The sequence below is a fragment of the Micromonospora sp. WMMD1120 genome (assembly GCF_029626235.1).
GTDB lineage: Bacteria > Actinomycetota > Actinomycetes > Mycobacteriales > Micromonosporaceae > Micromonospora.
Window position 1 is genome coordinate 4,342,201 of sequence record NZ_JARUBO010000005.1, and the last position, 24,596, is coordinate 4,366,796.

Sequence of the window (24,596 nt, forward strand, 5' to 3'; positions counted from 1 at the left end):
ACCTGCCGCGCCTTCCGTGCCCGCCCGCCCCCCGCACGGTTGATCATGAAGTTATCGCTGCGACACGCCGCGGCGAGTGGCCATAACTTCATGATCAACGGGGCGGGGCGGGGCGGGGCGGGGTGGGGGTTGGGGTTAGCGGGTGATGTTGCGGTGTTTGCTGCGGAGGCGGAAGGGCATCAGGGCGCTCTCCACCTTGGTCGCGGTGGTCATCTTGGAGACGCCGTCGCGCCGCTCCTCGAAGCGGATCGGCACCTCCAGGATGGTGTGCCCCAGCTTGGTCGCGAGGTAGTGCATCTCCACCTGGAAGCTGTAGCCGTTGGACTGCACCCGTTCCAGGTCGATGTCGCGCAGCGCGTCGGCGCGCCAGATCTTGAAGCCGGCGGTGAGGTCGCGGATGCGGACCCGCAGCAGCGTGTGCACGTAGAGGTTGGCCCAGCCGCTGAGCGCCCGACGGTAGAGCGGCCAGTTCTCGTCCAGCTCACCGCCGGGCACGTAGCGGGAGCCGATGACGACGCTGGCCTGGGTGGAGAGCAGCGCGCCCAACATCCCCGGCAACGCCTCCGGCGGGTGCGAGAGGTCGGCGTCCATCTGCGCCACGTACTCGGCGCCGCCGTCGATGGCCCGGCTCATCCCGTCCACGTACGCCCTGCCGAGGCCCTCCTTGCCGGCGCGGTGCACGACCTCGACCCGGTCCGGGTGCTCGATGGCCAGCTTGTCGGCCACCTCGCCGGTGCCGTCCGGGGAGTTGTCGTCGGCCACGAGGATGCGCAGCCCCGGCAGCCCCAGCGCGAGCAGCCGCTCGACCAGCGCCGGGAGGTTGCCCGCCTCGTTGTAGGTGGGCACGACGACGGTCAGGCGTGCGTCCCGCCACGGTGACGGCAACTGCACCGGCTTGATCATGTCGGACATCCTCGGTTTGCGGACAGGGGTTCCCCGAAAGGGTATCCAGTTGCCGCATTCGGTGGGAAAGAGGCACCCCTCCCGGGCGTTGCGGAGCGTCCCCCGCAGGGGTCCGCCCCGGCCCGGGGCCGCCGTGTGCGGTCAGCGCCGACGCCGGGCGACGACGGTGAGCGTCAGCGCCGCGACGGTGAGCGCGACGCCGGACAGCACCGGTTTGTGCGTACCGACCCAGAGCGCCGCGGAGCGGTCCCGCGCCTGGTCCCGGAAGACTCCCGCCGCGCCCCGGTCGGTGTCCTCGTCGCCCGGGTGGTCGAGATTGTCCCGCCAGGTCGCCCTGTCGATCTCCGCGCCGGTCTGCTGGCTGTCGTAGCCGTCCCGGGCCAGCTTCCGGTCGAGCAGGCCCGGAAAGAGGATGTCGGCCAGCCGCGCCTGCCACGTCGGCCCGCCCACGTTCAGCTCCCGGGTGCCCCGGTCGGCGGCCCACAGGATGGACCGGGCGGCCAGCTCCGGCGTGAAGATCGGTGGCACCGGCTGCGGGTGCCGGGGCAGCCGGGTACGCACCCAGGAGAACTGCGGCGTGTTGATCGCCGGGAGCTGCACCATGGACAGTTTCACCTTCGGGCAGTCGTGCAGCAGCTCGGCGCGCAGCGAGTCGTTGAACCCCTGGATGGCGTGCTTGCTCGCGCAGTAGGCCGACTGCAACGGAATCCCCCGGTAGGCCAACGCCGAGCCCACCTGCACGATCGTGCCGCGCCCGTGTGCCCGCATGTGCCGCAGCGCCGCCAGGGTGCCGTGCACGGTGCCCAGGTAGGTGACCTCGGTGACCCGGCGGAACTCCCGTGCCGGGATCTCCCAGGCCGGCGCGAACACCGAGACCATCGCGTTGTTGACCCACACGTCGATGCCGCCCCAGTGGTGCGTCACGTCGTCGGCGGCCTGCTGCACCGCGCCCGCGTCGGCCACGTCGACCCGGTACACGCGGACGTCGCGCGCGCCGCGCAGCCGGCACTCCCGTGCCGCCGCGGCCAGGCCGGCCTCGCCCCGGGCCAACAGCGCCAGGCGGGCCCCCCGGTCGGCGTACGCGTGGGCGACGGCCCGGCCGACGCCGGCGCTCGCGCCGGTCACCACGACGGTCTCCGTCACGGCGCACCCTTCTGCCGCGTCGCGATGTCGGCCAGCCGGTCCAGCGTCTCCCTGTTACGCAGGTGCAGGACCATGTCGTTGAGCTTGTTGTGCAGCCACCGCAGCGGACCGGCGGCGAACTCCTCGCCGATCCGCACCCGGGTGGCGCCGTCGCCGACCGGTTGCAGGGTGAAGGCCACTATCGCCTCCCCCGCCGGCCAGAGCCCGGCCTTGAGCACGAGGCGGTGCGGCGGTTCGCAGACCAGCACTGTCGAGGCGTCCTGGAGGGAGAACGGCCACGGCCCGGCCCGGTGGTGCAGTTGGCTGCCCACCCGGGGCCAGGCGTCGTCCACGTCGCGCATGTGCGCCGTGCCCACCACCCAGTCGCTGTACGTCCACCCGTCGGCGAGCACGTCGAAGATCTGCTGCGGGGGAGCTTGGATCACTTTTTCCACAATCGCCACTGGGCTCCCATACCCGCGTCGAGGCGAGGCTAACGAGCGGCGGGGTTAGCTCTCCCCGCGCGGCGGGTAAGGCCGATCCGGGGCGCCGCTGCCGGCGCTGGCCCACCGCCTCGACGACCACGTTTACTCCTCGGGGCGCCGGGAACCCGCCGGCTGTGCGACAGGACCAGGAGGATCCGTATCAGCGCAGGTCAGCCCGGGTGTACGCCGCCGCTGGCCGGGCCGGCTCCGGGTCTGTCGCCGATCCCCGACCGGTCCTGTACGACGCCGTGCTGCTGGACCGCGACGGCACCCTGATCGAGGACGTCCCGTACAACGGTGACCCGGAGAAGGTGCGCCCGGTGCCGGGGGCGCGGGCGGCGCTGGACCGGCTGCGCGCCGCCGGCCTGCGCCTGGCGGTGGTCACCAACCAGTCGGGCCTGGCCCGGGGGCACTTCACCGAGGAGCAGATGCGGGCGGTGCACGCCCGCGTCGAGGAACTGCTGGGCCGGTTCGACGCCTGGCTGGTGTGCCCGCACGACGACGCCGACCGTTGTGACTGCCGCAAGCCGGCGCCCGGTCTGGTGCACGCCGCAGCCCGTGAGCTGGGCACCACCGCGTCCCGGTGCGTGCTGGTGGGCGACATCGGCCGGGACGTCGGCGCGGCGCTGGCCGCCGGGGCGGCGGGGGTGCTGGTGCCCACCCCGGTGACCCGGCCGGAGGAGGTCGCCGCCGCCGGCTGGGTGGCCGCCGACCTGCCGGCGGCGGTGGCGGAGATCCTGCGCCGGCAACACGCCGTGCGGCCCGCGGCCCCGGCCGGGGACCCGGTGCGGACCGCGCTGGTGGTCCGGTCGGACTCGGCGGGGGACGTGCTGGTCACCGGGCCGGCGATCCGCGCCGTCGCGGCCGGCGCGGAGCGGGTGGTGCTGCTGTGCGGGCCGCGCGGTCGTGCCGCCGCCGACCTGCTGCCCGGAGTGGACGAGATCATCGAGCATCCGCTGCCGTGGATCGACCCGAACCCGTCGCCGGTCGACCCGGCGGCCATCGGGCGTCTGACCGAGCGTCTGCGGGCCGTCGACGCCGACCAGGCGGTGGTCTTCACGTCGTTCCACCAGTCGGCCCTGCCGCTGGCGCTGCTGCTGCGGATGGCCGGGGTCGGCCGCGTCGCCGCGATCAGCGACGACTATCCCGGCTCCCTGCTGGACGTCCGGCACCGGGTGCCGGTGGGCGTTCCCGAACCCGAACGGGCCCTCTCCCTGGCCGCCGCCGCCGGCCACCGGCTGCCCGACGGGGACGAACCGGTGCTCCGGCTGCGCCCCGACGCCCTGCCGCCGCGCCCGCCCGACGCCGGCGAGCCGGGGTACGTGGTGCTGCACCCCGGCTCGGCGGCGTCCAGCCGGGCCTGCCCACCCGAGGTGGCGACCCGGATCGCCGGGGCGTTGACCGCGGCCGGGCACCGGGTGCTGGTCACCGGCGGACCCGACGAGAAGAGGGTCACCGCCCGGGTCGCGGCGGCCGGCGGCACCGACCTGGGCGGTCGCACCGACCTGGCCGGACTGGCCGCGATCATCGCGGACGCCAGCGCCGTCGTGGTCGGCAACACCGGGCCCGCGCACCTGGCCGCCGCGGCCGGCGTGCCGGTGGTCAGCCTGTTCGCGCCGACCGTCCCGTTCGGTCAGTGGGGGCCCTACCGGGTGCCCACCGTACGGCTCGGCGACGCCACCGCGCCCTGCCGCGACACCCGGGCGGCCAACTGCCCGGTCCCCGGTCACCCCTGCGTCAGCGGCATCGACCCGGGCCAGGTCGTCGACGCGGTGCGGACCCTCGCCGCCGGTGGTGGCGGCCGATGAACATCCTGCTCTGGCACGTGCACGGCTCCTGGACCACGTCGTTCGTGCACGGCGGCCACCGCTACCTGATTCCCACCACACCCGACCGCGGCCCGTACGGCCTCGGCCGGGCCCGCACCTACCCGTGGCCGGACAGCGCCGTGGAGATCACCCCGGAGGAGCTTCCGGACGCCGACGTCGACGTCGTCATCCTGCAACGCCCCGAGGAGCTGGACAGGGCCGAGGAGTGGCTGCGCCGCCGCCCCGGCCGGGACCTTCCGGCGATCTACGTGGAGCACAACACCCCCAAGGGCGACGTGCCCAACACCCGCCACCCGATGGCCGACCGTGACGACCTGCTGATCGCCCACGTCACCGGGTTCAACCAGATCTTCTGGGACACCGGCGCCAGCCGCACCACGGTGGTCGACCACGGTGTCGTCGCGCCCTCGGCGTCGTACACCGGGGAGCTGGACCGGCTCGCCGTGGTGATCAACGAGCCGATCCGGCGAGGGCGGGTCACCGGCACCGACCTGCTGCCCCGCTTCGCCGAGATCGCGCCGCTGGACGTGTTCGGCATGGGCGTCGCGGGTCTGGCCGACCACCTGGGGCTGCCCGCCGACCGGCTCACCAGCCACGACGACGTGCCCCAGGACCGGATGCACGCCGAGTTGGCGCGGCGGCGCGCGTACCTGCACCTGTGCCGCTGGACCTCGCTCGGGCTCAGCCTCATCGAGGCGATGACGATCGGCATGCCGGTCGTCGCGCTCGCCACCACCGAGGCGGTGGTGGCGGTGCCTCCGCAGGCGGGGGCGCTCGCCACCCGGATCGACACCCTGCTCGACGCCGCCCGCCGGTTCGTCGCCGAACCGGAGACCGCGCGGCGGGCCGGCGCGGCGGCCCGGACCGCCGCGCGCGACAGGTACGGCCTGGACCGTTTCCTCGCTGACTGGGACCGGCTGCTGGAGGAGGAAGTATGCGGATCGCGATGATCTCGGAGCACGCCAGCCCGCTTGCCGTCCTCGGAGGGGAGGACGCCGGCGGTCAGAACACCCACGTCGCCGAGCTGTCCGCCGCGCTCGCCGCCGCCGGGCACGAGGTACGGGTCTACACCCGCCGGGACGCGCCCGACCTGCCGGTGACAGTCCGCAGCCCGGACGGGTACGACGTCGTGCACGTGCCGGCGGGCCCGGCCGAGCCGGTGGCCAAGGACGCCCTCCTGCCGCACATGCGGGAGTTCAGCGGTTGGCTGATCGAGCGGTGGCGGGGCGGCGACTGGGTGCCCGAGGTGATCCACGCGCACTTCTGGATGAGCGGCCTGGCGGCGCTGACGGCCGGCCGGCAGACCCGGGTGCCGGTGGTGCAGACGTACCACGCGCTCGGCACCGTGAAACGCCGCCACCAGGGCGTGCAGGACACCAGCCCGGCCCGACGGATCGCCTACGAACGGGAACTCGGCCGCTCGGTGGACCGGATCATCGCGCAGTGCCGCGACGAGGTGGGGGAGCTGGTCCGGATGGGCGTGCCCCGGTCCCGGATGACTGTCGTGCCTTCCGGGGTGAACCTCACGACGTTCGCACCGCTCGGGCCGGCCGCCGACCGGGAACCGGGACGGGCCCGGATCCTCACCGTGGGCCGGCTGGTCGAGCGCAAGGGCTTCCAGACCGTGGTCCGCGCGATGGCCCTGGTTCCGGACGCCGAGTGCGTCGTCGTCGGCGGTCCGCCGGAGGGGCTGTTGGAGACCGACCCGTACGCCCGGCGGCTGCGGGCCCTGGCCGCGTCGTGCGGGGTCGCCGACCGGGTGCACCTCATCGGCGCGGTGCCCCGGGAGGAGATGGGCCGCTGGTACCGCTCGGCGGACCTGCTGGTCGCCGCACCCTGGTACGAGCCGTTCGGTTTGACCCCGCTGGAGGCGATGGCCTGCGGGGTGCCGGTCGTCGGCACCGCCGTCGGCGGCATCCGGGACACGGTGGTCGACGGGACGACGGGCGATCTGGTGCCGGCGCGGGACCCCCGCGCGCTGGCCGCCGCGATCCGTGGGTTGCTCGACGATCGGATCCGGCGCTTCGGGTACGCCGCGGCGGCCCGCGAGCGGGCGCGTGCCCGGTACTCCTGGGCGGCCACCGCCGAACGGTTGGTCGAGGTCTACAGCGAGGTGGCCGCCGTCCGCCGGCCGACCGGGGTGGTGGCCTGATGCCGGCGGCAAGCCCGCTCGACACCCACCTGACCAATCTCGCCGCGGCCCTGGTGCCGTACCGGGAGTGCGAGCGGCAGTTGGCAGGCTGGGGCGCCGACCTGGCCCGCCGGTTGGCCACCGGGGGTCGCCTGCTGGTGGCCGGCAACGGCGGCAGCGCCGCCGAGGCCCAGCACCTCACCGCCGAGCTGGTCGGCAAGCTCCACGACGACCGGCAGCCGCTCTCCGCCATCGCGCTGCACGCCGAGACGAGCGCGCTCACCGCCATCGCGAACGACTACGGCTACGACGACGTGTACGCCCGTCAGGTGCGCGCGCACGGCCGGCCCGGGGACGTCCTGCTGCTGCTGAGCACCAGCGGCGCGAGCCCCAACCTGGTGGCCGCCGCGCGGGCCGGCCGTGCCGTCGGCCTGACCACCTGGGCGCTGACCGGTGCCGCCCCCAACCCGCTCGGCGACGCCTGCGACGACGTGTTGGCGGTCGCCTCCCCGGACACCCAGGTCGTCCAGGAGCTGCACCTGGTGACCAGTCACCTGCTCTGCGAGTACCTCGAACAGGAGTTGCCCGCCGCCCTGGCCGGGGTTGCCGCCGCGACCGTCGTCCACCCCGGGCCGGACCGGGCCGTCGCGGCCGGTCGGCTGCCGTCCGGGCCGGTGCGCGCCGGTGTCGAGGTGGTGCTCGACGGCGGGACCGGGACGCAGGTCGACGCGTGAGGATGAGGAGGCAAGCGTGAGGGGACCGGTGGTGGTGCTCGGCGACACCCTGCTCGACCGGGACGTGGACGGTGTGGTGAACCGGCTCTGCCCGGACTCCCCGGTGCCCGTGCTCGACGAGATCGCGGCGACCGACCGGCCCGGCGGCGCTGGTCTGGCGGCGGTCTTCGCCGCCGCGCTCGGCGTCGAGGTGGTGCTGGTGACAGCGCTCGCCGAGGATGCCGGCGGGGCCCGGCTGAGCGCCCTGCTCGCCGCCGCCGGCGTGCGCGTGTACCCGCTGCCGCTCGCCGGCGCGACACCGGAGAAGATCCGGCTGCGCGCCCGGGGCCGGGTGTTGCTGCGCCACGACCGTGGCGGGGCGTCCGGGGAGCCGGGGCAGCCCGCCGAGGAGGTGCTGCGGGTCATCGGGGCGGCGTCGGCGGTGCTGGTCAGCGACTACGGGCGCGGTGTCGCCCGGCAGCCCGCGCTGCGTGCCGCGTTGGCCGCGACCCGCGCGCCGGTGGTCTGGGACCCGCACCCGCGTGGCCCGGCCGCGGTGCCGGGCGTCCATCTGGTCACACCCAACGAGTCGGAGGTACGCGATCTGGTGCCCGCCGTGCCGGGCGCCTCCCGGTTGGCCGCCGCGTCCCGTGGCGCCCAGGAGCTGCGTCGGCGCTGGCGGGCGGGCGCTGTCGCGGTGACGCTCGGCGGTGACGGCGCGCTGCTGTGCCACGCCGGGTCGACGCCGCTCGTGGTGCCGACGCCGGGCAGCGCCGAGGGGGACACCTGCGGGGCCGGTGACCGGTTCGCCGCCGCCGCCAGCCTCGCGTTGGCGCGCGGCGCGCTGGTGTCCGAGGCGGTGCAGGCAGCGGTCGCGGAGGCGTCCGGTTACGTGGCGGGCGGGGGAGTGGCGGCGGCCCTGCCGGCCGAACCGGTCTCCACGACGCCCGACCGGCGGGTCCCGCTGTCGCCGGCGGGCGGCGGCGCGGTGCGCCCGGGTGGCGACCGGATCGGCGTCGCCGCGGTCGCGACGCTGCTGCGGGAGGTGCGGGCCGGCGGCGGCACCGTGGTGGCCACCGGCGGGTGCTTCGACCTGCTGCACGCCGGGCACGTGGCCACCCTTCAGGCCGCCCGGCAGCTCGGCGACTGCCTGATCGTCTGCCTCAACTCCGACGCGAGCGTGGCGGGGTTGAAGGGGCCGGACCGGCCGGTGACGTCCGAGGGCGACCGCGCCCGGCTGCTGGCCGCGCTGAGCTGTGTCGACGCGGTCCTCGTCTTCGACGAGCCGACCCCGGAAGCGGTGCTGTCCTGGGTGCGACCCGACGTCTGGGTCAAGGGCGGCGACTACGCCACCGGTGCCGGGGAGACCGCCGCCACGCTGCCGGAGGCGGACGTCCTACGTCGGTGGGGCGGGAACACGGTGGTGGTGCCCTATCTCGACGGCCGCTCCACCACCGACATGATCGTCCGGTCGCTCGCGGAGCGGACCCGATGACCGCCACCCGGCCCGGCGACGGGCCCACCGTCCTGGTCTCCGGCGGCTCCAGCGGGCTCGGGGCCGCGGTGGTCGCCGCGGTCACCGCCTCGGGCGGTCGGCCGATGGTGCTGGACCGGCAGCCGCCGGCCGACGGGGTGTCCTGGACCGAGTGCGACCTCGCCGACACGCGCGCCGCCGAGGAGGCCACCAAACACCTGGCCGAGCAGGCCGGTGGCCTGGACGCGGTGGTCACCGCCGCCGGCATGGACGTGCCGGGTCGACTCGTCGACGTGCCGGGGGAGACCTGGGACCGGATCGTCGCCGTCGACCTGCTGGCCACCGCGGCGGTGATCCGCGCCGCGCTGCCGTTCCTGCTGGACTCCCGGGGCCGCATCGTCACCGTCGCCTCCACACTGGGCGTCAAGGCGGTCAGCGATGCCACCGCGTACTGCGCGGCGAAGTTCGGCGTGGTGGGCTTCACCCGTGCCCTCGCCGCCGAACTCGCCGGTCAGGTCGGTGTCACGGTGCTCATCCCGGGCGGCATGCGCACCGCCTTCTTCGACGAGCGCGACCCGCAGTACAAGCCGGGCCCGGACGCCATTCTCAACGACCCCGCCGACACCGCCGCCGCGATCATGTTCGCGCTCAACCAACCGTCCGGCTGCGCGGTGCGCGAGCTGGTGGTCTGCGCCGAGCAGGAGACGTCGTACCCGTGATCCTGGTGCTGCGCGCCCTCGGCGTCGGCGATCTGGTCACCGTGGCGCCCGCGCTGCGGGCGCTGCGGGCCGCGTACCCCGCTGACGAGCTGGCGCTGGCCGCGCCCGCCTGGTTGGCCCCCCTCGTCGACCTGGTCGGTGGCGTCGACCGGCTGGTGGACACCGCCGGCCTGGACCGGCCGGTACGGGTCCGGTCGGCCCCGCGGGTGGCGGTCAACCTGCACGGGCAGGGCCCGCAGTCGCACCGGCTGCTCGGGGCGACCCGGCCGGCCCGGATGTTCGCCTTCGCCAACCCGGACGCCGGCTTCGTCGACGGTCCTCGCTGGGTTGTCGACGAGCACGAGGTGGACCGGTGGTGCCGGCTGCTGTCCTGGTACGGCGTCCCCGCCGACCGCGCCGACCTCAGCCTGCGCCGACCCCTGCCGGCCGGGCTGCCCAGCGGCGTCACCCTGCTGCACCCGGGCAGCAAGGTCCCGGCCAAGCGCTGGCCCGCCGAGCGGTTCGCCGCGCTGGCTCGGGCGCTGACCGACAGGGGGCACCGGGTGCTGCTCACCGGCTCGGCCGACGAGCGGGAGCTGGCGGCTCGGGTGGCCGGTTCGGCGGGCCTGCCGTCGGACCGGGTCCTGGCCGGCCGGACCGATCTGGGCACCCTCGCCGCGTTGGTGGCCGATGCCCGCCTGGTGGTCAGCGGGGACACCGGGATCGCCCACCTGGCCACCGGATACGGCACCGCGTCGGTGGTCCTCTTCGGGCCGGTGCCGCCGGGGCTCTGGGGCCCGCCGCCGGACCGGCCGCGGCACCGCGCGCTCTGGGCGGGTGCGGGGGATTGGCCCAGGTGGGACGGGGTAGGAAGCCACCCGACGATGGCAGCTCTGCGCCTCGACGAGGTGCTGGACGCCGTGGCTGAGGCGGAAAGGGCGGTGCGGGTCTCCGGTGCGGTTACGGCGTAGCGACCCGGGTCGGGCGGGGTACGGACGGCGTCGGCGGGGACGGGGCTGGCTCTTCGTCGACCCGACCGGCGCTCCGGTGCGAGACCCGGACGTCCTGGCCCGGTTGCGGGAGTTGGTCATCCCGCCGGCCTGGCAGGACGTGTGGATCGCGCCGCATCCGAACGGGCACATCCAGGCGGTCGGGATCGACGCGGCCGGACGCCGGCAGTACGTCTACCACCCGGTGTGGCGGGAGAAGCAGGACGAGGCGAAGTTCGACCACATGCTGGAGGTGGCCCGGAGGCTGCCGGCGCTGCGCGAGCGGGTCGGTCGTGACCTGGACGGCCGGGGGTTGGGTCGGGACCGGGTGTTGGCCACCGTGGCCCGACTGTTGGACATGGGCATGTTCCGGGTCGGCAGCGACCAGTACGCCTCCGGTGACGACCCGACCTACGGGGTGTCCACCCTGCGCCCGGAGCACGCCCGGTCCCGGGGCGGGTGCGTGGTCTTCGAGTTCCCGGCGAAGGGCGGCATCGAGCAGGTGCGCCGGATCGAGGACCCGGAGCTGTGCCGGGTGCTTGTCAACCTGCGCCGGCGGCGGCGGCGCGCGGACCGGTTGTTCGGCTACTGGGACGGCCGGGAGTGGCGTGACGTGCGCAGCGACGAGGTCAACGGCTACCTGCGCGATGCCAGCGGCGGGGAGATGACAGCGAAGGACTTCCGCACCTGGCACGCCACGGTGCTCGCCGCCACCGAGTTGGCCACCGCGGCGCCGGCCCGTTCGGTGACGGCGCGGCGCAGGGCGGTGGTGGCGGTGATGCGCGAGGTGGCCGACCTGTTGGGCAACACCCCGACGGTGGCGCGCACGTCGTACGTGGACCCCCGTGTCGTCGACCTCTACCACGACGGGGTGGTGGCGTCGGTGGACCCGGGCGCGCCCCGCGAGGAGGCCGAGCGGGTGGTCCTGGAGTTGCTGGAGAAGGCCTGACCGGCCCCGTCAGATCCCGGGGGGAAAATGACGGAGCCGGAGCCTCGGGCCTGGTGCGGGCCCACCGGGCGATCGCCCGCCGCGCGTGCGGCGGGCGCGTCGCCACGGCCCCCGTTGGCGGCCGGGCGGAACCCGTGGAGGTGGGTGCCGACCGGCGCGTTGGTGTCAGTCTGCCGGCTGCGGTTTGACAGTGGACGCCGCGCTGTTGACGTTCCGTGCCAGATGTGAGCCGGCGTCGCGATGCTCCCGTGGGCTCAGCCCGTACGCCGCCCGGAACACCCGGCTGAAGTGGGCCCGGTCCGGGAAGCCCCAGCGTGCCCCGATGGCGTGCACGGTCTGGTTGCGCAGCGCCGGGTCGGTCAGGTCGCGCCAGCACCGGGACAGGCGGAGCTGCCGGATGTAGGACGCCGCCGTGGCGTCCTCGGCCGCGAACAGCCGGTGCAGCGACCGCACCGAGATGTGGTGGGCGTCGGCGACGGCCTGCGGGCTGAGCGTGGTGTCGCCGAGGTGCCCGTAATTGTATGCCTGCACCTGGGCGAAGAGTGTCCGGCGGCGGACCTCGGTGGGCACCACGTCCTCGGCGAGGTGCCGCCCGAGCATCGTGGTGACCAGGTCCAGCCCCACCGCGCCGAGTCGGCTGGCGTCCGCGGCGTCGTACTGCTCGGGGTGCGCGGTCACCTGGAGCAGGAACTGCGCCACGAGGGCCCCCACCCCCGTACGGCCGGACAGTCGACCGCTGTAGAGCGGGGCTATGCGGTGCATCGGCATCGGCAGCACGGCGTGCGGGATCATGGTGACGATCGAGTTGGCGAGCTCCCGCTCCGGCTCGGTCGCGTGGTGGGCGAGTTCGTGCGGCCGGGACCCGTTGTAGAAGGTGAAGTCGCCAGCGCTGATCTCGCTGTGGTTGCCGTCCTGGCTGGCCGTGCCGACCCCGTTGTTGGTGAGGGCGAGCATGTACAACTCCGTGTCCGACTGGCGGATCAGTTTCGGCGTGCGGACCGCGTCGAGCGACGGTTGCCGATACTTGATCAGCTGGATCGGGCCAAGGTCCAGGAAGGCGGCGCGGGCGCTGAAGTCGTGGGCGTGCGCGGACCAGATCCGCATCGGCGCCGACGTCCGCGCGATCAGGTCCAGCCACATCCCGAACCGCTCGCCCGGGGGTAGGACGCTGGTGTCGACGGTGTCTTGCGGCAGCATGGGTCTCCTCAACCCGTACGGCGTCGGATCAGGGCCTCGATGCCGTCGAGGATCCGGTCCAGGCCGAAGGTGAACTCGTCGTCCGGGTCGTCGTCCTGGGTGAGCACGCCGGCGGTCAGCACCCGGTGCAGCGCCGGGAAGCGGGCCGGGTCGATGAGCCGGGCCATCATCCGGCCGTACGCCGGCATCACCTCGCTGGGCGCGACGCCGGCCGCCCGGCTGCCCTCGGCGAGTTGTGCGGTGAGGGTGGCCTCGTTGCGGACGTAGCCGGTGATCAGCAGCAGCGTCGACATCTTCTCGCTCTCGGCGAGCGCGGTGCCGTCGAGGCAGCGCAGCCCGTCCTCCATCCAGCCGAGTTGCTGGGGGGTGACCGGCGGGCCGGTGATCGGCACGTGCAGCAGCCAGGTGCGTCGCCGCAGCACCTCGTGCTCGGCCCAGGCCCACCGCCTGCGTGGCGCCCGGCCGGCCGACCCCGCGGCGCCGGCCGCGGAGCCGACCGGTCCGGTCGACGCCCCGCTGCCGTCGGTCAGTCGATGAGCACGTGCGCGAGCCGGTCGCGGAAACGCCGCTCGGAGTCGCTGACGGTCTCGCCGCCGATGCCCAGCAGCCCGCCGGTGGACGCCGCGCCCACCACCTGCTCGGCGATCTTCACGAGCCAGTGCTTGTACGCGCCCGCCTCGCCCTCGTCCACCCGGGCGGCGAGCAGCGCGCCGGCCTCGCCGGCCCGCAGCAGCACGTCGTCGATCAGCGCCTTCGGGTCGGCGGGCGCGATGACCGGCAACTCCTCGCCGGTCTCCGGGTCGCCGACCCGGGTCACGATCTCGCCGGCCACGGCGGCGACCAGCGGGCTGGCCGACTCCCGACCGGCGGCGATGGTCTCCAGCCCGGCCGCGGTCTCCGCCATGGTCCGGCGGGTGCCGTCGGACTCGGCGGCGCTCGCCGCGGTCAGGACCGACTGCGGCAGGCCGACCAGCAACCCCCACTCCGCGTCGGAGAAACCGAAACCGGTGTACGCCGGCTGCTCGATCACGGCAATGCCCCTTCCGCCCTGCTCTGCTTGGTCAATCGGTGTGCGATCCACGGGGCCGAAACCAGCGCCCGGGTCAGGCTAGTCCAGGGTCAGCAGGCCCTGTTCGGACACCACGCGCACCGACAGCGTCTTGTACCCGACCTCATCGAAGAGAACCGTCATCTTGTCGTCCTCGTAGGAGAGCACCATGCCCTGCCCCCACTCCGGATGACGCACGTGGCTGTGCACCGGGAACGGTCCGACGGCGCCCTGGTCGGCCACGCTGGTGCCGTTGTGGCAGTTGTCGCAGTGCCCGCAGACCTCGCTCATCTGCTCGCCGAAGTAGGCCAGCAGGGTCTGCCCCCGGCACGCCGTGGTCTCGGCGAAGGCCCGCATCATGTCGGTGCGGGACCGGGTCACCGTCTGCTGCCGCTCCGCCTCGGCCAGCGCCGCCGCGGCGGCCTCCACCGGGGTGGGCGAGTAGCGCGGCGCGCCGACGCGCTGCCGGGAACGTGGCTCGGCGGCCCCGATCTGCTCCAGCAGGGACAGGTACTGGCCCAGCTTGCGCGGCCCGAGGCCGGTGGTCTCGCGCAGCTCGGTCTTGGTGGCCGGCTCGCGGCGGAGCAGCGCGGCCAGGTCGCGCAGCTCGTTCTCGTCGGGGAGCCCGCCGGTGAAGAACCGTTGCAGACCGACGTCCTCGGCCTGCCAGAGCAGCAGCACCCGGGCCGGTTTCCCGTCCCGGCCGGCCCGGCCGATCTCCTGGAAGTAGCTGTCCGGCGAGTCGGGCAACGCCATGTGCACCACCCAGGCGATGTTCGGCTTGTCGATGCCCATCCCGAACGCCGAGGTCGCCACCATGATGGGGACCTGGTCGGCGAGGAACGCCTCGTGCAGGTCGGCGCGGGCGCCGGCGGCCATCCCACCGTGGTAGAACTGCGCCGGGAAGCCGGCGTCGGTCAGTCGGGTGGCCAACTCCTCGGCGGCGCGGCGGGTCGGCACGTAGATGATCCCCGGCCGCTCGTCGTCGCGCAGCAGCGCGATCAGCCGCCGCCACCGGTAGTCCTCGGTCGGGCAGTGCGCCACCTCGAGGAACAGGTTCGGCCGGTCCAGCCCGGAGACGACGACCTCCGGCTCGCGCAGCCGCAGTCGGGCGATGATGTCGTCGCGGACCGGCGGGGACGCGGTGGCGGTCAGCGCGACCACCGGCGGCCGGCCGATGCCCTCGATGAGGTGCCCGAGCGCCAGGTAGTCGGGGCGGAAGTCGTGCCCCCAGGCGGAGATGCAGTGCGCCTCGTCGATCGCCACCAGCGCCGGCTTGAGCGCCGCCACCTCGGCCATCCGGTCCGGGTTGCTGAGCTGTTCCGGGGTGATGAACAGGAACTCGGCCCGACCTTCCCGGATCTCGGCGATCGCCTCGGCCTGCTGGGCCGACGACTCGTTGGAGCTGATCCGCACCGCCCGCAGTTCCGGACGCTGCCGCTCGTTGAGACTGGCGATCTGGTCCTGCTGAAGCGCCAGCAGGGGGGAGATCACCACGGTGGGGCCTGGGATCAGGCTGGCCGGGATCTGGTAGATCGCCGACTTGCCGGCGCCGGTGGGCAGCACCACCAGGGCGTCGCGTCGCTTCATCACCGCGCGCATGGCGGCCAGCTGATTGGGCCGCAGGGCCTTCCAGCCGAACAGGCTGCGGGCCGCGCGTCGCAGGTTCATCGAGTGCGTGGACAGTTTCATCGAGGGCCGGAGGTACCCGAGCCCATGATTCCCGAAACGCCCTCGGGAAGATCATGGGCTCGGTCACCGCCGCGGCTCACCGCAGGCGGGGCAGCACCTCGCGCTGGTAGAGGTCGAACAGGCCCTGGTAGTGCGGGCCGGTGTTGGCCACGTAGACCTCGTCGAAGCCGGCCTTCGCGTACCTGTCGATCATCTCCAGGTGCGCGTCCGCGCTGTTGCCGCAGACGAACGCCTCCTTGAGCATCTCCGGCCGGACCAGCTCGCCGGCCTGCTCGAAGTGCCGTGGCGAGGGCAGCACCTGGGACAACTCGCCCGGTACCCCGGCGTTGGGCCAGCGCTCGTAGGCGATCCGCATCCCCTCGTCCTCGCTGTCCGCGTACGCCGCCTTGAAGCCGGCCTGGCAGGGCTTGTCGCCACCGCCGTTCTCCCGGAACCGCCGGACCATGTCGCCGTCGGGCATGGTGCTCACGTAGCCGTCGCCGATCCGGGCGGCCAGGTCGATGGCCTTCGGTCCGAAGCCGGAGACGTAGATCGGCGGCGGGGTTTCCGGCAGCGTGTAGATCCGGGCGTGCTCGACCGTGTAGTGCGTGCCGTGGTGGTTGACGAACCGGCCGGTCCACAGCTTGCGCAGCACCTCGACGGCCTCCTCCAGCATCTCCAGCCGGACGTCGGCCTGCGGCCAGGCGTCGCCGAAGATGTGCTCGTTGAGCGCCTCGCCGGTGCCGACGCCGAGCACGAACCGTCCACCGTGCAGCACCGCGCTGCTCGCCGCCGCCTGCGCGACGACGGCCGGATGGATCCGCACGGTCGGGCAGGTCACCGCCGTGGTCACCGGCAGTGAACAGACCTGGCTGAGCGCGCCGATCATCGACCAGACGAACGGGCTCTGCCCCTGGGCGTCCACCCACGGGTGGTAGTGGTCGGAGATCCACAGCGCCTCGAAGCCCGCTCGTTCGGCGCCGCGCGCCTGCTCCAGCAGCTCGGCTGGCGTGAACTCCTCACTGGACAGAAAGTATCCGATCTTCATCGCTTCCCCTTCGGCGCGCGGACCCGCTGACGGGGAAGCCGTACCCCGGTCGGGGTCGGTCACACCGGCCGGACCGGAGCCGATCGGTCAGCGCCGACCGAACATGGCCCGGATCGCGGCGAACAGCAGCAGGCCGCCGACCACCAGGCCGAGCAGGCGTACGCCGGGGATGTCGGCCGGGCTCGTCGCGTCGGCCAGCAGCACGGGGTCCATCCCCGAACTCTCCCCGCAGGACCGGCGTTCCAGCAACTGTAAGGTTTATTGACTATTGAATCGCTCAGTGTGACCATGGCAGGACCGCACGCCGGTGGCGGTGCGCCGAGGGCGCGCGAGAGATGGGGTACGGGGGCCGCATGAGCGAGCGCAACCAGGGGATCGACGGGGGCGTACCGGCGCCGGTGATCGACGCCGATCACCACGAGGGGGCACGGTGACCGCCCCCACCGGGCACCTCCCGGCGCTCGCCGCCGCCGTTCTGCAACCCGGGTTCGTGGGCACCACCCCGCCGCCGTGGGTGTGCCGCTGGCTCGGCGAGGGTCTCGGGTCGGTGGTGCTCTTCGCCCGCAACGTCGTCGACAGCGAGCAGGTGACTGCGCTCACCGCCACCCTGCGCGCCGAACGGCCGGACGTCATCGTCGCCATCGACGAGGAGGCCGGCGACGTCACCCGGCTCGAATCGGCGCACGGCAGCTCCCGGCCCGGGAACTTCGCCCTCGGCGCGGTGGACGACCCGGCGCTGACCGAGGCGGTCGCCCGGGACCTCGGCGTCGAGCTGGCCGCGACGGGAATCACCCTCGACTACGCGCCGGACGCCGACGTCAACTCCAACCCGGCGAACCCGGTGATCGGGGTCCGGTCGTTCGGCGCCGACCCGGCGCTGGTCGCGAGGCACACCGCCGCCTGGGTCCGCGGGCTCCAGGCCGGTGGTGTCGCGGCCTGCGCCAAGCACTTCCCCGGGCACGGCGACACCCGCGTCGACTCCCACCACGACCTGCCCCGGATCACCGCCGACCGGGACCGGTTGGACGCCTGCGAGCTGGCCCCGTTCCGGGCCGCCGTCGCCGCCGGGGTGCAGGCGGTGATGACCGGTCACCTGCTGGTGCCGGCGCTCGACCCGCGGCTGCCGGCGACGTTGAGCCAGCGCATCCTGGGCGGGCTGCTCCGCGACGAGCTGGGCTTCTCCGGGGTGGTGGTGACCGACGCGATGGAGATGCGCGCCGTCGCCGACCGGTACGGCTTCGCCGGCGCGACGGTCCGTGCCCTGATCGCCGGGGCCGACGCGATCTGCGTCGGCGGCGAGCGGGCCGACGAGCAGGCGGCCGTCGAGCTGCGCGACGCCATCGTGGCCGCCGTGGTCTCCGGTGAGCTGCCCGAGGAACGTCTCGCCGAGGCGGCCAAGCGCGTCGGCCAGCTCGCCGCCTGGACGATGACCGCCCGCACGCGCGGGGCGGCCGGGGCGCGCGACGCGCACGTGGGACTGGTCGCCGCCCGACGGGCCGTCCGGGTCACCGCCGACCCGGCCGCGCCGGCCGCGTTGCCGCTGACCCGTCCCGCGTACGTCGTCGAGTTCGAGCCGCTGCGCAACATCGCGATCGGCGCGGAGACCCCCTGGGGGATCGGCGCGCCGCTGGGCGCGCTGCTGCCCGGCACCCGAACGGTCCGGTACGCCGAGCCCGACGTGCCGACCGACCCCGGCGCCGGGGCGGGCGCCGACCCCCTGGTCCTGGTGGTCCGCGACCTGCACCGGCACGACTGGATGCGCGCCGCGGTGCACCGCGCGCTGGCCGTCCGGCCGGACGCTGTCGTTGTCGAGCTGGGCGTGCCCGAGCTGGTCGTCGGTGCGGCGCACGTGGCCACCCACGGCGCCACCCGGGCCAACGGGCGAGCCGCGGCCGAGGTGCTGACCGGCGCCCGCTGACCGGCCGGTGCGTCCGTGCCGCCGGGGCCGGCGCGGACGCGTCGGCCCTACGGCAGGTCGGCGACCAGGTCGGCGTACTCGGGGTGCTTGTCGATGAACGCGGCCACGAAGGGGCACTGCGGCACCACCTTGGTGCCCCGGGCGCGCAGCTGGTCCAGCGTGCCCCGGATCAGCGCGCCGCCCACCCCCCTGCCCTGGAAGCCCCGGTCCACCTCGGTGTGCGTGAAGACCAGGACCTCCCCGCGCGGCAGGTACGCGGTGAAGCCGGCCAGCGCGTCGTCGACCAGGATCTCGAAGCGGCGCTTCGCCGGGTTGTCCTCGACCAGGGTGCTCATCCGGCCATTCTCCCCGGGCCGTCGATCAGCGCGTCCAGTTCGGCGAGCAAGCCGTCCACCTCGTCGGCGGTGTTGTAGTGGTAGATGCTGGCCCGCACCGCCCCGCCGCTGTCGCCCAGACCCATCAGCTGGAAGTACTCGTACGCGTAGTAGTCGCCGACGGAGAGGCAGAAGCCGGCGGCGCCCAACGCCTCCTGGGTGGCGGCCGGCGACCTGCCGGCGACCCGGAACGAGACCGTCGGGCAGCGCCGGGCCGGCGAGCCGTACACGGTGATCGCGGGCCGCTGCGCCAACCCGGTGAGCAGCCGGTCCAGCAGCGCCTCCTCGTGCGCCCGCGCGGCGGTCAACCCGGCCCGCACCCGCTGCCGCCGGGTCCCGACCGCGTCCGGGTCCAGTGTCGCCAGGTGGTCCACGGCGGCGGTCACGCCGGCCAGCAGCGGGAAGCTGGGGGTGCCGTACTCGAACCGGTCCGGCACCGCGTCCGAGGACGGCGTCAGCTTCGCCGGGCGCAACGCCGCCCACCGGACCGGGTCGGCCACCATCGCCGCCAGGTGCGGGCCGGACCACTTGTACGCGCTGGTGACCAGGACGTCGGCGCCGAGCGAGGTCAGGTCGGTCGGCCCGTGCGGGACCGCGTGCACGCCGTCGACACAGACCACCGCGCCGACCGCGTGCGCGATCTTGGCGATGGCCGGCACGTCGGGGATGGTGCCGATCGCGTTGCTGCCGGCGGTCACCGCGACCAGCCGGGTCCGCTCACCGACCAGGTCGTCGTACTGGGTCGCGGGAAGCTCACCGGTGTCCCGGTCCACCTCGGCCCAGCGCACCGTCGCGCCGGCCGCCTCGGCGGCCTGCACCCACGGCCGCACGTTCGCGTCGTGGTCGAGCCGCGAGACCACCACCTCGTCACCCGGAGCCCAGGTCGCGCCGAGCGTCCGGGCCAGGGTGTACGTCAGCGCGGTGGCGCTCGGGCCCAGCACCACCCCGGCCGGGTCGGCGTCGAGCAGGTCGGCCACCGCCGCGCGGGCTCCGGCCACCAGCTCCAGCGAGCGACGCCCCGGCACGTTGGCGGCGCTGCGGTTGCCGACCGCCGTACGCATGGCGTCGGTGACCGCGTCGATCACACCGGCCGCGGTCTGGGTTCCTCCGGCGCCGTCGAAGTGCACGAAACCCTCGGTCAGGGCGGGGTAGGCGGCCCGGGTGCGGGCGATGTCGAAGGGCATGTCCCGGACCCTAACCGGGGCGCCCCGCACGTTCGCAGTCGCCCGGGTTCGCGGGCGTCTCGTACCCTTGGCGGGGTGACGAACCGATCCGCCACCATTCCCCCTTCCCCCGTCCGAGGCGCTGCCGGCCTCCTCGCCGGTCTGGCGCTCGGCCTCGCCGTGCTCGCCGGCTGCAGCTCCCAGGGCGCGTCCACCGACTGCGGCCTCGACGCCTGCACCGTCACCTTCGAGAAGGGCGTCGAGGCGAGCGCCACCATCCTGGGCGTCGAGGCCAAGCTGGTCGGCGCCGAGGGCGACCAGGTGACCGTCGAGGTCGCCGGCGAGCAGCTCACCCTGACCACCGGGCAGCAGGCCACCGAGGCCGGCGGCTTCGCCGTCACGCTGGACAGCGTCACCGACCAGCAGGTCAAGATCCGCGTTTCCCGCAACCCGGGCAGCTGACCAGCGGCGGGCGGCGGTGGCCGACGTTTGGAAATCTTCCCAATGGGAGATTGTGACGCCATGTCACTCACCCGTAGCGCCGAAGCCACCGCCTCCCGCACGGCGGACAGCCGGTGGCTGGAACTCCTCGCCCGGGCCGGCTTCATCGGCTACGGCATCGTTCACCTCCTCTTCGCCTGGTTGGCGTTGCAGATCGCGTTCGGCACGTCGTCCCGCGACGGCGACCAGTCCGGCGCGCTGCGTACCCTCTCCCAACAGCCCCTCGGTAAGTTCCTCGTCATCGCCGTCGCGGTCGGCCTGCTCGCCATGGCGATCTGGCAGGGCCTCGAAGCGGCCGGCGGGCACCGCGCCGAGCGGGGCAAGGAGCGGGTCATGGAGCGGCTGGCCTCGGCCGGCCGGACCATCGTCTACCTCTACTTCGCCTGGACCGCCTTCAAGGTGTTCAAGGACGCCGGGTCGAACAGCGCCGACCAGCAGGAGGCGCTGACCGGCAAGCTGATGACCTCCACCGGTGGCCGTTGGCTGGTCGGCCTGGCCGGGCTGGTGGTCGCCGTGATCGGCGTCGGTCTGGTCATCTACGGCATCCGCAAGACGTTCGAGAAGCACCTCAAGACCGGCGAAATGAGCCCGAAGACCCGTCAGCTCGCCCGCCGTCTCGGCATCGCCGGCTACGTGGCCAAGGGTGTCGCGTACGGCATCGCCGGCCTGCTGGTCATCGTCGCGGCGGTGAACTACGACCCGGAGAAGGCCCGCGGTCTGGATGCCGCGCTGCACACCCTGCGCGAGCAGTCGTACGGCTCGTTCCTGCTGACCCTGGTCGCCCTGGGCATCGCCTGCTTCGGCGTCTACTGCTTCCTCCAGTCCCGGTACCGCAAGGTCTGAACTGGTCGATCGCGCGGACGTCGGGCACCCTTGGGCCTTTGCCCAGCGTGCTCGACGTCTGGACGAAGGGAAGCCTCGAAGCCGTGCAGAACTATCTCGAAACGGCCGTCGCCGCGCTCGTCGCGGCGGCGGTCGCGCTCGTCCTGGTCGAGCTCGTGCACCGGTTGACCCGGCGGTTCGGCCGCCGGTCGCTGCTGATGACGGAGTTGACCGAGCACGCGCACCGTCCGTTCCAGGTCGCCGGCACGGTCCTCGCCGTGCAGTTCGCGGTCCGGTTCAGCACCGGATACGCGGTCGGCGAGGGGTGGCGTCGACTGCTGCTGCACCTGCTCATCCTCGGCGTCATTGCCACCACCGCCTGGCTGGTCGCCTCCCTGCTGATCGTGGTGGAGGACACCGCGCTGGCCCGGTTCCGGGTCGACGTGCCAGACAACCGGCACGCCCGGCGGGTCCGCACCCAGGTGGTGATGCTGCGCCGGCTGACCATCGCGGTGATCGTCATCCTGACCGTCGGGGTGATGCTGATGACGTTCCCCAGCGTGCGTGGCATCGGCGCCGGTGTGCTGACCTCGGCCGGTGTGGTCGGTGTGGTGGCCGCGCTCGCCGCGCAGAGCCTGCTGGGCAACGTCTTCGCCGGCCTGCAACTCGCCTTCAGCGACGCCGTCCGGCTCGACGACGTGGTCGTCGTCGAGGGGGAGTGGGGCCGGATCGAGGAGCTGACCCTCAGCTACGTCGTGGTGCAGATCTGGGACGACCGCCGGCTGATCCTGCCGACCTCGTACTTCACCAGCAAGCCGTTCCAGAACTGGACCCGTACGGAGGCGGCGGTGCTCGGCACCGCCGAGTTCGACGTGGACTGGGCGGTGCCGGTGCAGGCCATGCGGGAGGAGCTGCGCCGCCTGGTCGAGGGCACCGAGCTGTGGGACGGGCGGGTCTGCGTCCTCCAGGTCACCGACGCCACCGGCGGGACGGTGAAGCTGCGGGCGCTGGTCAGCGCCGCCGACGCGGGCAGCCTCTGGGACCTGCGCTGCCTGGTCCGTGAGCACCTGGTCGCCTGGATCCGGGACACCCGCCCGACCGCGATGCCCCGGGTGCGCACCGAGCTGGGCGACGCCTCCAGCGACCTGCCCTGGCAGTGGGTGCAGCCGCGCCGGCCGACCCGCCGCCGGTCCGACACCGAGGCGCCGGACGACGCCCGCGTCTTCGGCGGCAGCGACGACGGCGACGCCCGCAGCGAAGCCTTCGTAGGCCCCGAAGAGTCCCGCCCCTAAACCCCCCACCCCCACCCCCGGCCCCCCCGGCCCCCCACCCCCCGCCCTGGTCGATCATGAAGTTATGGCCCGTGGGAACGGCGTGTCGTGGTCACAACTTCATGATCAACCGGGGGCAGGCCGGGCGGGGCGGGGCAGGGCGGGGCAGGGCGGGGCAGGGCGGGGCAGGGGGCAGGGCCGGGCCGGGCAGGGCGGGTGGGGGTGGGAGGTTTGGTCGGGCTTGGGTGGGGGATGTGCTGCCGGACGTCTCTGCGCGGATCGTGGACGTGCGCTGCCGGTTCGGTGGCGCGGCGTGCGGACAACCGAGACGATCCGCTGCTCGGCGCGCTTTAGGATTGACGGGCGGCGACTCCGGGCATACAGCGCGGTGATGAGGAAAGGAGGACAGCATGGCTGACGTGGCGAACGCCCGCACATCCCGTAACGGGAGCGAGCCCTCCACCGCCGAGCTGGTGCAGCGGGCCACCGAGCAGATTTCCCGCCTCGTGCGCGACGAACTGGCGCTGGCTCGAGCGGAGTTGACCCAGAAGGGCAAGCACGCCGGCATCGGCATCGGCCTGTTCGGTGGCGGCGGAGCGCTCGCGTTCTTCGGTCTGGGGGCACTGGTCGCCACGGCGATCCTGCTGCTCGACCTGGTGTTGCCGGCCTGGGCCGCCGCGTTGATCGTGGCGGTGGCCTGTTTCCTGGTGGCCGGCATTCTCGCCCTGGTGGGCAAGAAGCAGGTCAGCCGTGCGGTCCCACCCGTGCCGGCGGCCACGGTCCGCAGCCTGCGCGCTGACATGGACACTGTCACCGCCGCGGTGAAGGACAGGGGGCGGCAATGACCGGCAACGGGACGGGCGACACCGAGGCTCTCCGGGAGGAGATCCGTCGCACCCGGGTCGAGTTGGGCGAGACGATGGAGGCGTTGGCCGCCAAGGCCGACGTCAAGGCGCGGCTGAGGGAGTCCGCCGAGCAGGCGAAGGAGCGGATGCGCGAGCAGGCGGCGCAGACCGTCGCCCGGGTTCGCGGGCAGGCCGCGCGAGGCGCCGGGATGGCGCGGGCGCAGGCGTACGAAAAGGGCGGCCTGGTGCGCGCCCAGGCGCAGGACAAGGGCGAGTTGGTACGACGCCACCCGCTGCCGTGGGCGGCCATCACGGCCGGCGCGGTGGCCACCGTGGTGATACTGATGATCGTGCGGGGGAGGCGTAGGTGAGTAAGAGCATCAGCCGGGTGGCATACCGGCCGGTCGGCGTGTTGCTGGGTATCGCCGCGGGCACGGTGGCCGGGGCGATCTTCCGGCAGGTCTGGAAGGTCACCGCTGGCGACGGCGAGGCGCCCAACGCGACCGACGAGGATCGCGGCTGGGGCGAGATCCTGGCCGCCGCGGCGTTGCAGGGCGCGATCTTCGCTGTCGTCCGGGCCGCTGTGGACCGGGGTGGCGCGGTCGGCGTCCGCCGGATGACCGGCAGGTGGCCCGACTGACCAGCGACGTCAGCCCTCTTCCCAGATCGATGGGAAGGGGGCTTTTCGCATGACCCCGGACGCCGCCCAGGGGATCTCAGGCATCCGTCAGGTCACATGTCGGAGAAATTCGTCGGAGAGGTCGTGACAGATATTTTGCGTACGTGATTTGCTGGTCCACGCTGTTGCGAGATGGCGTGGGTTGAGAGAAGTCTCCTTCGTGGGGCCACCTCAGGCGCTGCTGCTCGAAAACGGCCGATCGGCCGGACGGCGTGCACGGCCACCAGTTTTTAGAGGGAGATACACATGGCGCAGGGAACCGTGAAGTGGTTCAACGCTGACAAGGGCTTCGGCTTCATCACCGTGGATGGTGGGGGTGCTGACGTGTTCGTCCACTTCTCGGCCATCCAGACCAGCGGCTACCGCTCGCTGGAGGAGAACCAGCGGGTGGAGTTCGAGATCGCTCAGGGTCAGAAGGGCCCGCAGGCGGAGCAGGTCCGTCCCATCTGAGCCTCGCCGGCCACTGGGACGATCCGACAGGCGGTCGTTTGCGAGAAGCCCCGTATCCCACCGGGATACGGGGCTTCTCCCTGCTCTGGCCTGGGTCAGCGACGGCGGCGTGAGCGCAGGCCGAACCAGATCGTCACCAGCCCGGCCGCCGCCACGATCGGACCGATCACCGCCCAGATCTTCTGGTCGGTCATCAGGCTGCCGCTGACGTAGCCGAGGCCCTGGACCGTCCACAGCGCACCGACCACCACGGCCAGCAGGCCGAGAGTGAGCGTCAGCCAGCCCCTCATCGCGTCCCCTTCCGGCCGCCCGGGGC

Annotated in this window: 28 protein-coding genes; 16 read left to right on the top strand and 12 right to left on the bottom strand. The window is 73.6% G+C overall.

The features are described from left to right. Positions 1-135: 135 nt before the first annotated feature. From O7634_RS20335 to O7634_RS20345, 3 genes are all read right to left on the bottom strand, one after another. Complete coding sequence (locus O7634_RS20335; protein ID WP_278151703.1) at positions 136-903, bottom strand: polyprenol monophosphomannose synthase; 768 nt, start codon at positions 901-903, stop codon at positions 136-138. Positions 904-1,044: 141 nt separating this feature from the next. Continuing rightward, complete coding sequence (locus O7634_RS20340; RefSeq protein ID WP_278151704.1) at positions 1,045-2,046, bottom strand: SDR family oxidoreductase; 1,002 nt, start codon at positions 2,044-2,046, stop codon at positions 1,045-1,047. Next, a complete protein-coding gene (locus tag O7634_RS20345) occupies positions 2,043-2,471 on the bottom strand; it encodes an SRPBCC family protein (RefSeq protein ID WP_347404272.1) in 429 nt (142 codons plus the stop codon). Before O7634_RS20345 ends, O7634_RS20340 begins: the two co-directional genes overlap by 4 nt. 173 nt (positions 2,472-2,644) lie before the next feature. Between O7634_RS20345 and O7634_RS20350 the strand changes: the two genes are divergently transcribed. From O7634_RS20350 to O7634_RS20385, 8 genes are read left to right on the top strand one after another with little or no spacing between them, the layout of a single operon-like run. After that, on the top strand, positions 2,645-4,318 hold the full coding sequence (locus O7634_RS20350; RefSeq protein WP_347404273.1) for an HAD-IIIA family hydrolase: 1,674 nt from the start codon (positions 2,645-2,647) through the stop codon (positions 4,316-4,318). Beyond that, positions 4,315-5,289: a glycosyltransferase gene (locus O7634_RS20355; RefSeq protein ID WP_278151706.1), complete on the top strand. Its 975-nt coding sequence runs from the start codon at positions 4,315-4,317 to the stop codon at positions 5,287-5,289. The genes O7634_RS20350 and O7634_RS20355 overlap by 4 nt, the downstream gene beginning before the upstream one ends. After that, positions 5,274-6,491: a glycosyltransferase gene (locus O7634_RS20360; RefSeq protein ID WP_278151707.1), complete on the top strand. Its 1,218-nt coding sequence runs from the start codon at positions 5,274-5,276 to the stop codon at positions 6,489-6,491. Before O7634_RS20355 ends, O7634_RS20360 begins: the two co-directional genes overlap by 16 nt. Beyond that, positions 6,488-7,204, top strand: coding sequence for an SIS domain-containing protein (locus O7634_RS20365; protein WP_278154028.1), 717 nt, complete (start codon positions 6,488-6,490; stop codon positions 7,202-7,204). The genes O7634_RS20360 and O7634_RS20365 overlap by 4 nt, the downstream gene beginning before the upstream one ends. A 16-nt stretch (positions 7,205-7,220) precedes the next feature. Beyond that, a complete protein-coding gene (locus O7634_RS20370; RefSeq protein WP_278151708.1) occupies positions 7,221-8,678 on the top strand; it encodes a PfkB family carbohydrate kinase in 1,458 nt (485 codons plus the stop codon). Beyond that, the gene (locus tag O7634_RS20375; RefSeq protein WP_278151709.1) at positions 8,675-9,376 is read left to right on the top strand and encodes an SDR family oxidoreductase; all 702 of its coding nucleotides are present in this window, start codon (positions 8,675-8,677) and stop codon (positions 9,374-9,376) included. The genes O7634_RS20370 and O7634_RS20375 overlap by 4 nt, the downstream gene beginning before the upstream one ends. Further along, positions 9,373-10,326 carry a glycosyltransferase family 9 protein gene (locus tag O7634_RS20380; RefSeq protein ID WP_278151710.1) on the top strand — a complete coding sequence of 318 codons (954 nt, stop codon included), beginning with the start codon at positions 9,373-9,375 and terminating at the stop codon, positions 10,324-10,326. Before O7634_RS20375 ends, O7634_RS20380 begins: the two co-directional genes overlap by 4 nt. Next, positions 10,310-11,293: a DNA topoisomerase IB gene (locus tag O7634_RS20385; protein WP_278151711.1), complete on the top strand. Its 984-nt coding sequence runs from the start codon at positions 10,310-10,312 to the stop codon at positions 11,291-11,293. Before O7634_RS20380 ends, O7634_RS20385 begins: the two co-directional genes overlap by 17 nt. A gap of 165 nt (positions 11,294-11,458) precedes the next feature. On the opposite strand, the gene O7634_RS20390 is transcribed toward O7634_RS20385, so the two are convergent. From O7634_RS20390 to O7634_RS20415, 6 genes are all read right to left on the bottom strand, one after another. After that, positions 11,459-12,490, bottom strand: coding sequence for a helix-turn-helix domain-containing protein (locus tag O7634_RS20390; RefSeq protein ID WP_278151712.1), 1,032 nt, complete (start codon positions 12,488-12,490; stop codon positions 11,459-11,461). Positions 12,491-12,498: 8 nt separating this feature from the next. Continuing rightward, complete coding sequence (locus O7634_RS20395; RefSeq protein WP_278151713.1) at positions 12,499-12,912, bottom strand: TetR/AcrR family transcriptional regulator C-terminal domain-containing protein; 414 nt, start codon at positions 12,910-12,912, stop codon at positions 12,499-12,501. 104 nt (positions 12,913-13,016) lie between these two features. Next, positions 13,017-13,520 (bottom strand): hypothetical protein, encoded by a 504-nt coding sequence (locus O7634_RS20400; RefSeq protein WP_278151714.1) that lies wholly within the window; start codon positions 13,518-13,520, stop codon positions 13,017-13,019. A 78-nt stretch (positions 13,521-13,598) separates the two neighbouring features. Beyond that, positions 13,599-15,230, bottom strand: a complete 1,632-nt coding sequence (locus tag O7634_RS20405) for a RecQ family ATP-dependent DNA helicase (protein ID WP_278151715.1) — start codon at positions 15,228-15,230, stop codon at positions 13,599-13,601. A 76-nt stretch (positions 15,231-15,306) separates the two neighbouring features. After that, positions 15,307-16,257 (bottom strand): TIGR03557 family F420-dependent LLM class oxidoreductase, encoded by a 951-nt coding sequence (locus O7634_RS20410; protein ID WP_278151716.1) that lies wholly within the window; start codon positions 16,255-16,257, stop codon positions 15,307-15,309. 87 nt (positions 16,258-16,344) lie between these two features. Next, complete coding sequence (locus tag O7634_RS20415; RefSeq protein ID WP_278151717.1) at positions 16,345-16,470, bottom strand: hypothetical protein; 126 nt, start codon at positions 16,468-16,470, stop codon at positions 16,345-16,347. Between the two features lie 217 nt (positions 16,471-16,687). Here O7634_RS20415 and O7634_RS20420 point away from each other — a divergent pair, with 217 nt between their 5' ends. After that, a complete protein-coding gene (locus tag O7634_RS20420; protein WP_278151718.1) occupies positions 16,688-18,175 on the top strand; it encodes a glycoside hydrolase family 3 N-terminal domain-containing protein in 1,488 nt (495 codons plus the stop codon). 47 nt (positions 18,176-18,222) lie between these two features. Here the strand turns inward: O7634_RS20420 and O7634_RS20425 are convergent, their stop codons facing one another. Both O7634_RS20425 and O7634_RS20430 read right to left on the bottom strand, forming a co-directional pair. Then, entirely contained in the window at positions 18,223-18,510 is a 288-nt protein-coding gene (locus O7634_RS20425; RefSeq protein WP_278151719.1) for a GNAT family N-acetyltransferase, read from the bottom strand. Then, entirely contained in the window at positions 18,507-19,733 is a 1,227-nt protein-coding gene (locus O7634_RS20430) for a cysteine desulfurase-like protein (protein WP_278151720.1), read from the bottom strand. Before O7634_RS20430 ends, O7634_RS20425 begins: the two co-directional genes overlap by 4 nt. 75 nt (positions 19,734-19,808) lie before the next feature. On the opposite strand from O7634_RS20430, the gene O7634_RS20435 reads away from it, so the two are divergent. The 7 genes from O7634_RS20435 (at position 19,809) to O7634_RS20465 (ending at position 24,280) form a co-directional block, all read left to right on the top strand. After that, positions 19,809-20,174 (top strand): hypothetical protein, encoded by a 366-nt coding sequence (locus O7634_RS20435; protein ID WP_278151721.1) that lies wholly within the window; start codon positions 19,809-19,811, stop codon positions 20,172-20,174. Positions 20,175-20,234: 60 nt separating this feature from the next. Further along, positions 20,235-21,056 carry a DUF1206 domain-containing protein gene (locus O7634_RS20440; RefSeq protein WP_278151722.1) on the top strand — a complete coding sequence of 274 codons (822 nt, stop codon included), beginning with the start codon at positions 20,235-20,237 and terminating at the stop codon, positions 21,054-21,056. Between the two features lie 83 nt (positions 21,057-21,139). Next, positions 21,140-22,327, top strand: a complete 1,188-nt coding sequence (locus tag O7634_RS20445) for a mechanosensitive ion channel domain-containing protein (RefSeq protein ID WP_278154029.1) — start codon at positions 21,140-21,142, stop codon at positions 22,325-22,327. Between the two features lie 389 nt (positions 22,328-22,716). Continuing rightward, positions 22,717-23,151, top strand: a complete 435-nt coding sequence (locus O7634_RS20450; RefSeq protein WP_278151723.1) for a phage holin family protein — start codon at positions 22,717-22,719, stop codon at positions 23,149-23,151. Then, complete coding sequence (locus tag O7634_RS20455; RefSeq protein ID WP_278151724.1) at positions 23,148-23,522, top strand: DUF3618 domain-containing protein; 375 nt, start codon at positions 23,148-23,150, stop codon at positions 23,520-23,522. The genes O7634_RS20450 and O7634_RS20455 overlap by 4 nt, the downstream gene beginning before the upstream one ends. Continuing rightward, positions 23,519-23,791 carry a DUF4235 domain-containing protein gene (locus O7634_RS20460; protein WP_278151725.1) on the top strand — a complete coding sequence of 91 codons (273 nt, stop codon included), beginning with the start codon at positions 23,519-23,521 and terminating at the stop codon, positions 23,789-23,791. Before O7634_RS20455 ends, O7634_RS20460 begins: the two co-directional genes overlap by 4 nt. Before the next feature lie 285 nt (positions 23,792-24,076). Then, a complete protein-coding gene (locus O7634_RS20465; protein WP_030338233.1) occupies positions 24,077-24,280 on the top strand; it encodes a cold-shock protein in 204 nt (67 codons plus the stop codon). Positions 24,281-24,375: 95 nt separating this feature from the next. On the opposite strand, the gene O7634_RS20470 is transcribed toward O7634_RS20465, so the two are convergent. Further along, on the bottom strand, positions 24,376-24,570 hold the full coding sequence (locus O7634_RS20470) for a hypothetical protein (RefSeq protein ID WP_278151726.1): 195 nt from the start codon (positions 24,568-24,570) through the stop codon (positions 24,376-24,378). Positions 24,571-24,596 lie beyond the last annotated feature (26 nt).

What these genes read in the sequence shown, in the direction of transcription:
- O7634_RS20335 (WP_278151703.1), bottom strand. Translation starts at nt 903, where the DNA reads ATGATCAAGCCGGTGCAGTTGCCGTCACCGTGGCGGGACGCACGCCTG.
- O7634_RS20355 (WP_278151706.1), top strand. Translation starts at nt 4,315, where the DNA reads ATGAACATCCTGCTCTGGCACGTGCACGGCTCCTGGACCACGTCGTTC.
- O7634_RS20360 (WP_278151707.1), top strand. Translation starts at nt 5,274, where the DNA reads ATGCGGATCGCGATGATCTCGGAGCACGCCAGCCCGCTTGCCGTCCTC.
- O7634_RS20375 (WP_278151709.1), top strand. Translation starts at nt 8,675, where the DNA reads ATGACCGCCACCCGGCCCGGCGACGGGCCCACCGTCCTGGTCTCCGGC.
- O7634_RS20390 (WP_278151712.1), bottom strand. Translation starts at nt 12,490, where the DNA reads ATGCTGCCGCAAGACACCGTCGACACCAGCGTCCTACCCCCGGGCGAG.
- O7634_RS20405 (WP_278151715.1), bottom strand. Translation starts at nt 15,230, where the DNA reads ATGAAACTGTCCACGCACTCGATGAACCTGCGACGCGCGGCCCGCAGC.
- O7634_RS20410 (WP_278151716.1), bottom strand. Translation starts at nt 16,257, where the DNA reads ATGAAGATCGGATACTTTCTGTCCAGTGAGGAGTTCACGCCAGCCGAG.
- O7634_RS20415 (WP_278151717.1), bottom strand. Translation starts at nt 16,470, where the DNA reads ATGGACCCCGTGCTGCTGGCCGACGCGACGAGCCCGGCCGACATCCCC.
- O7634_RS20425 (WP_278151719.1), bottom strand. Translation starts at nt 18,510, where the DNA reads ATGAGCACCCTGGTCGAGGACAACCCGGCGAAGCGCCGCTTCGAGATC.
- O7634_RS20430 (WP_278151720.1), bottom strand. Translation starts at nt 19,733, where the DNA reads ATGCCCTTCGACATCGCCCGCACCCGGGCCGCCTACCCCGCCCTGACC.
- O7634_RS20440 (WP_278151722.1), top strand. Translation starts at nt 20,235, where the DNA reads ATGTCACTCACCCGTAGCGCCGAAGCCACCGCCTCCCGCACGGCGGAC.
- O7634_RS20450 (WP_278151723.1), top strand. Translation starts at nt 22,717, where the DNA reads ATGGCTGACGTGGCGAACGCCCGCACATCCCGTAACGGGAGCGAGCCC.
- O7634_RS20455 (WP_278151724.1), top strand. Translation starts at nt 23,148, where the DNA reads ATGACCGGCAACGGGACGGGCGACACCGAGGCTCTCCGGGAGGAGATC.
- O7634_RS20465 (WP_030338233.1), top strand. Translation starts at nt 24,077, where the DNA reads ATGGCGCAGGGAACCGTGAAGTGGTTCAACGCTGACAAGGGCTTCGGC.
- O7634_RS20470 (WP_278151726.1), bottom strand. Translation starts at nt 24,570, where the DNA reads ATGAGGGGCTGGCTGACGCTCACTCTCGGCCTGCTGGCCGTGGTGGTC.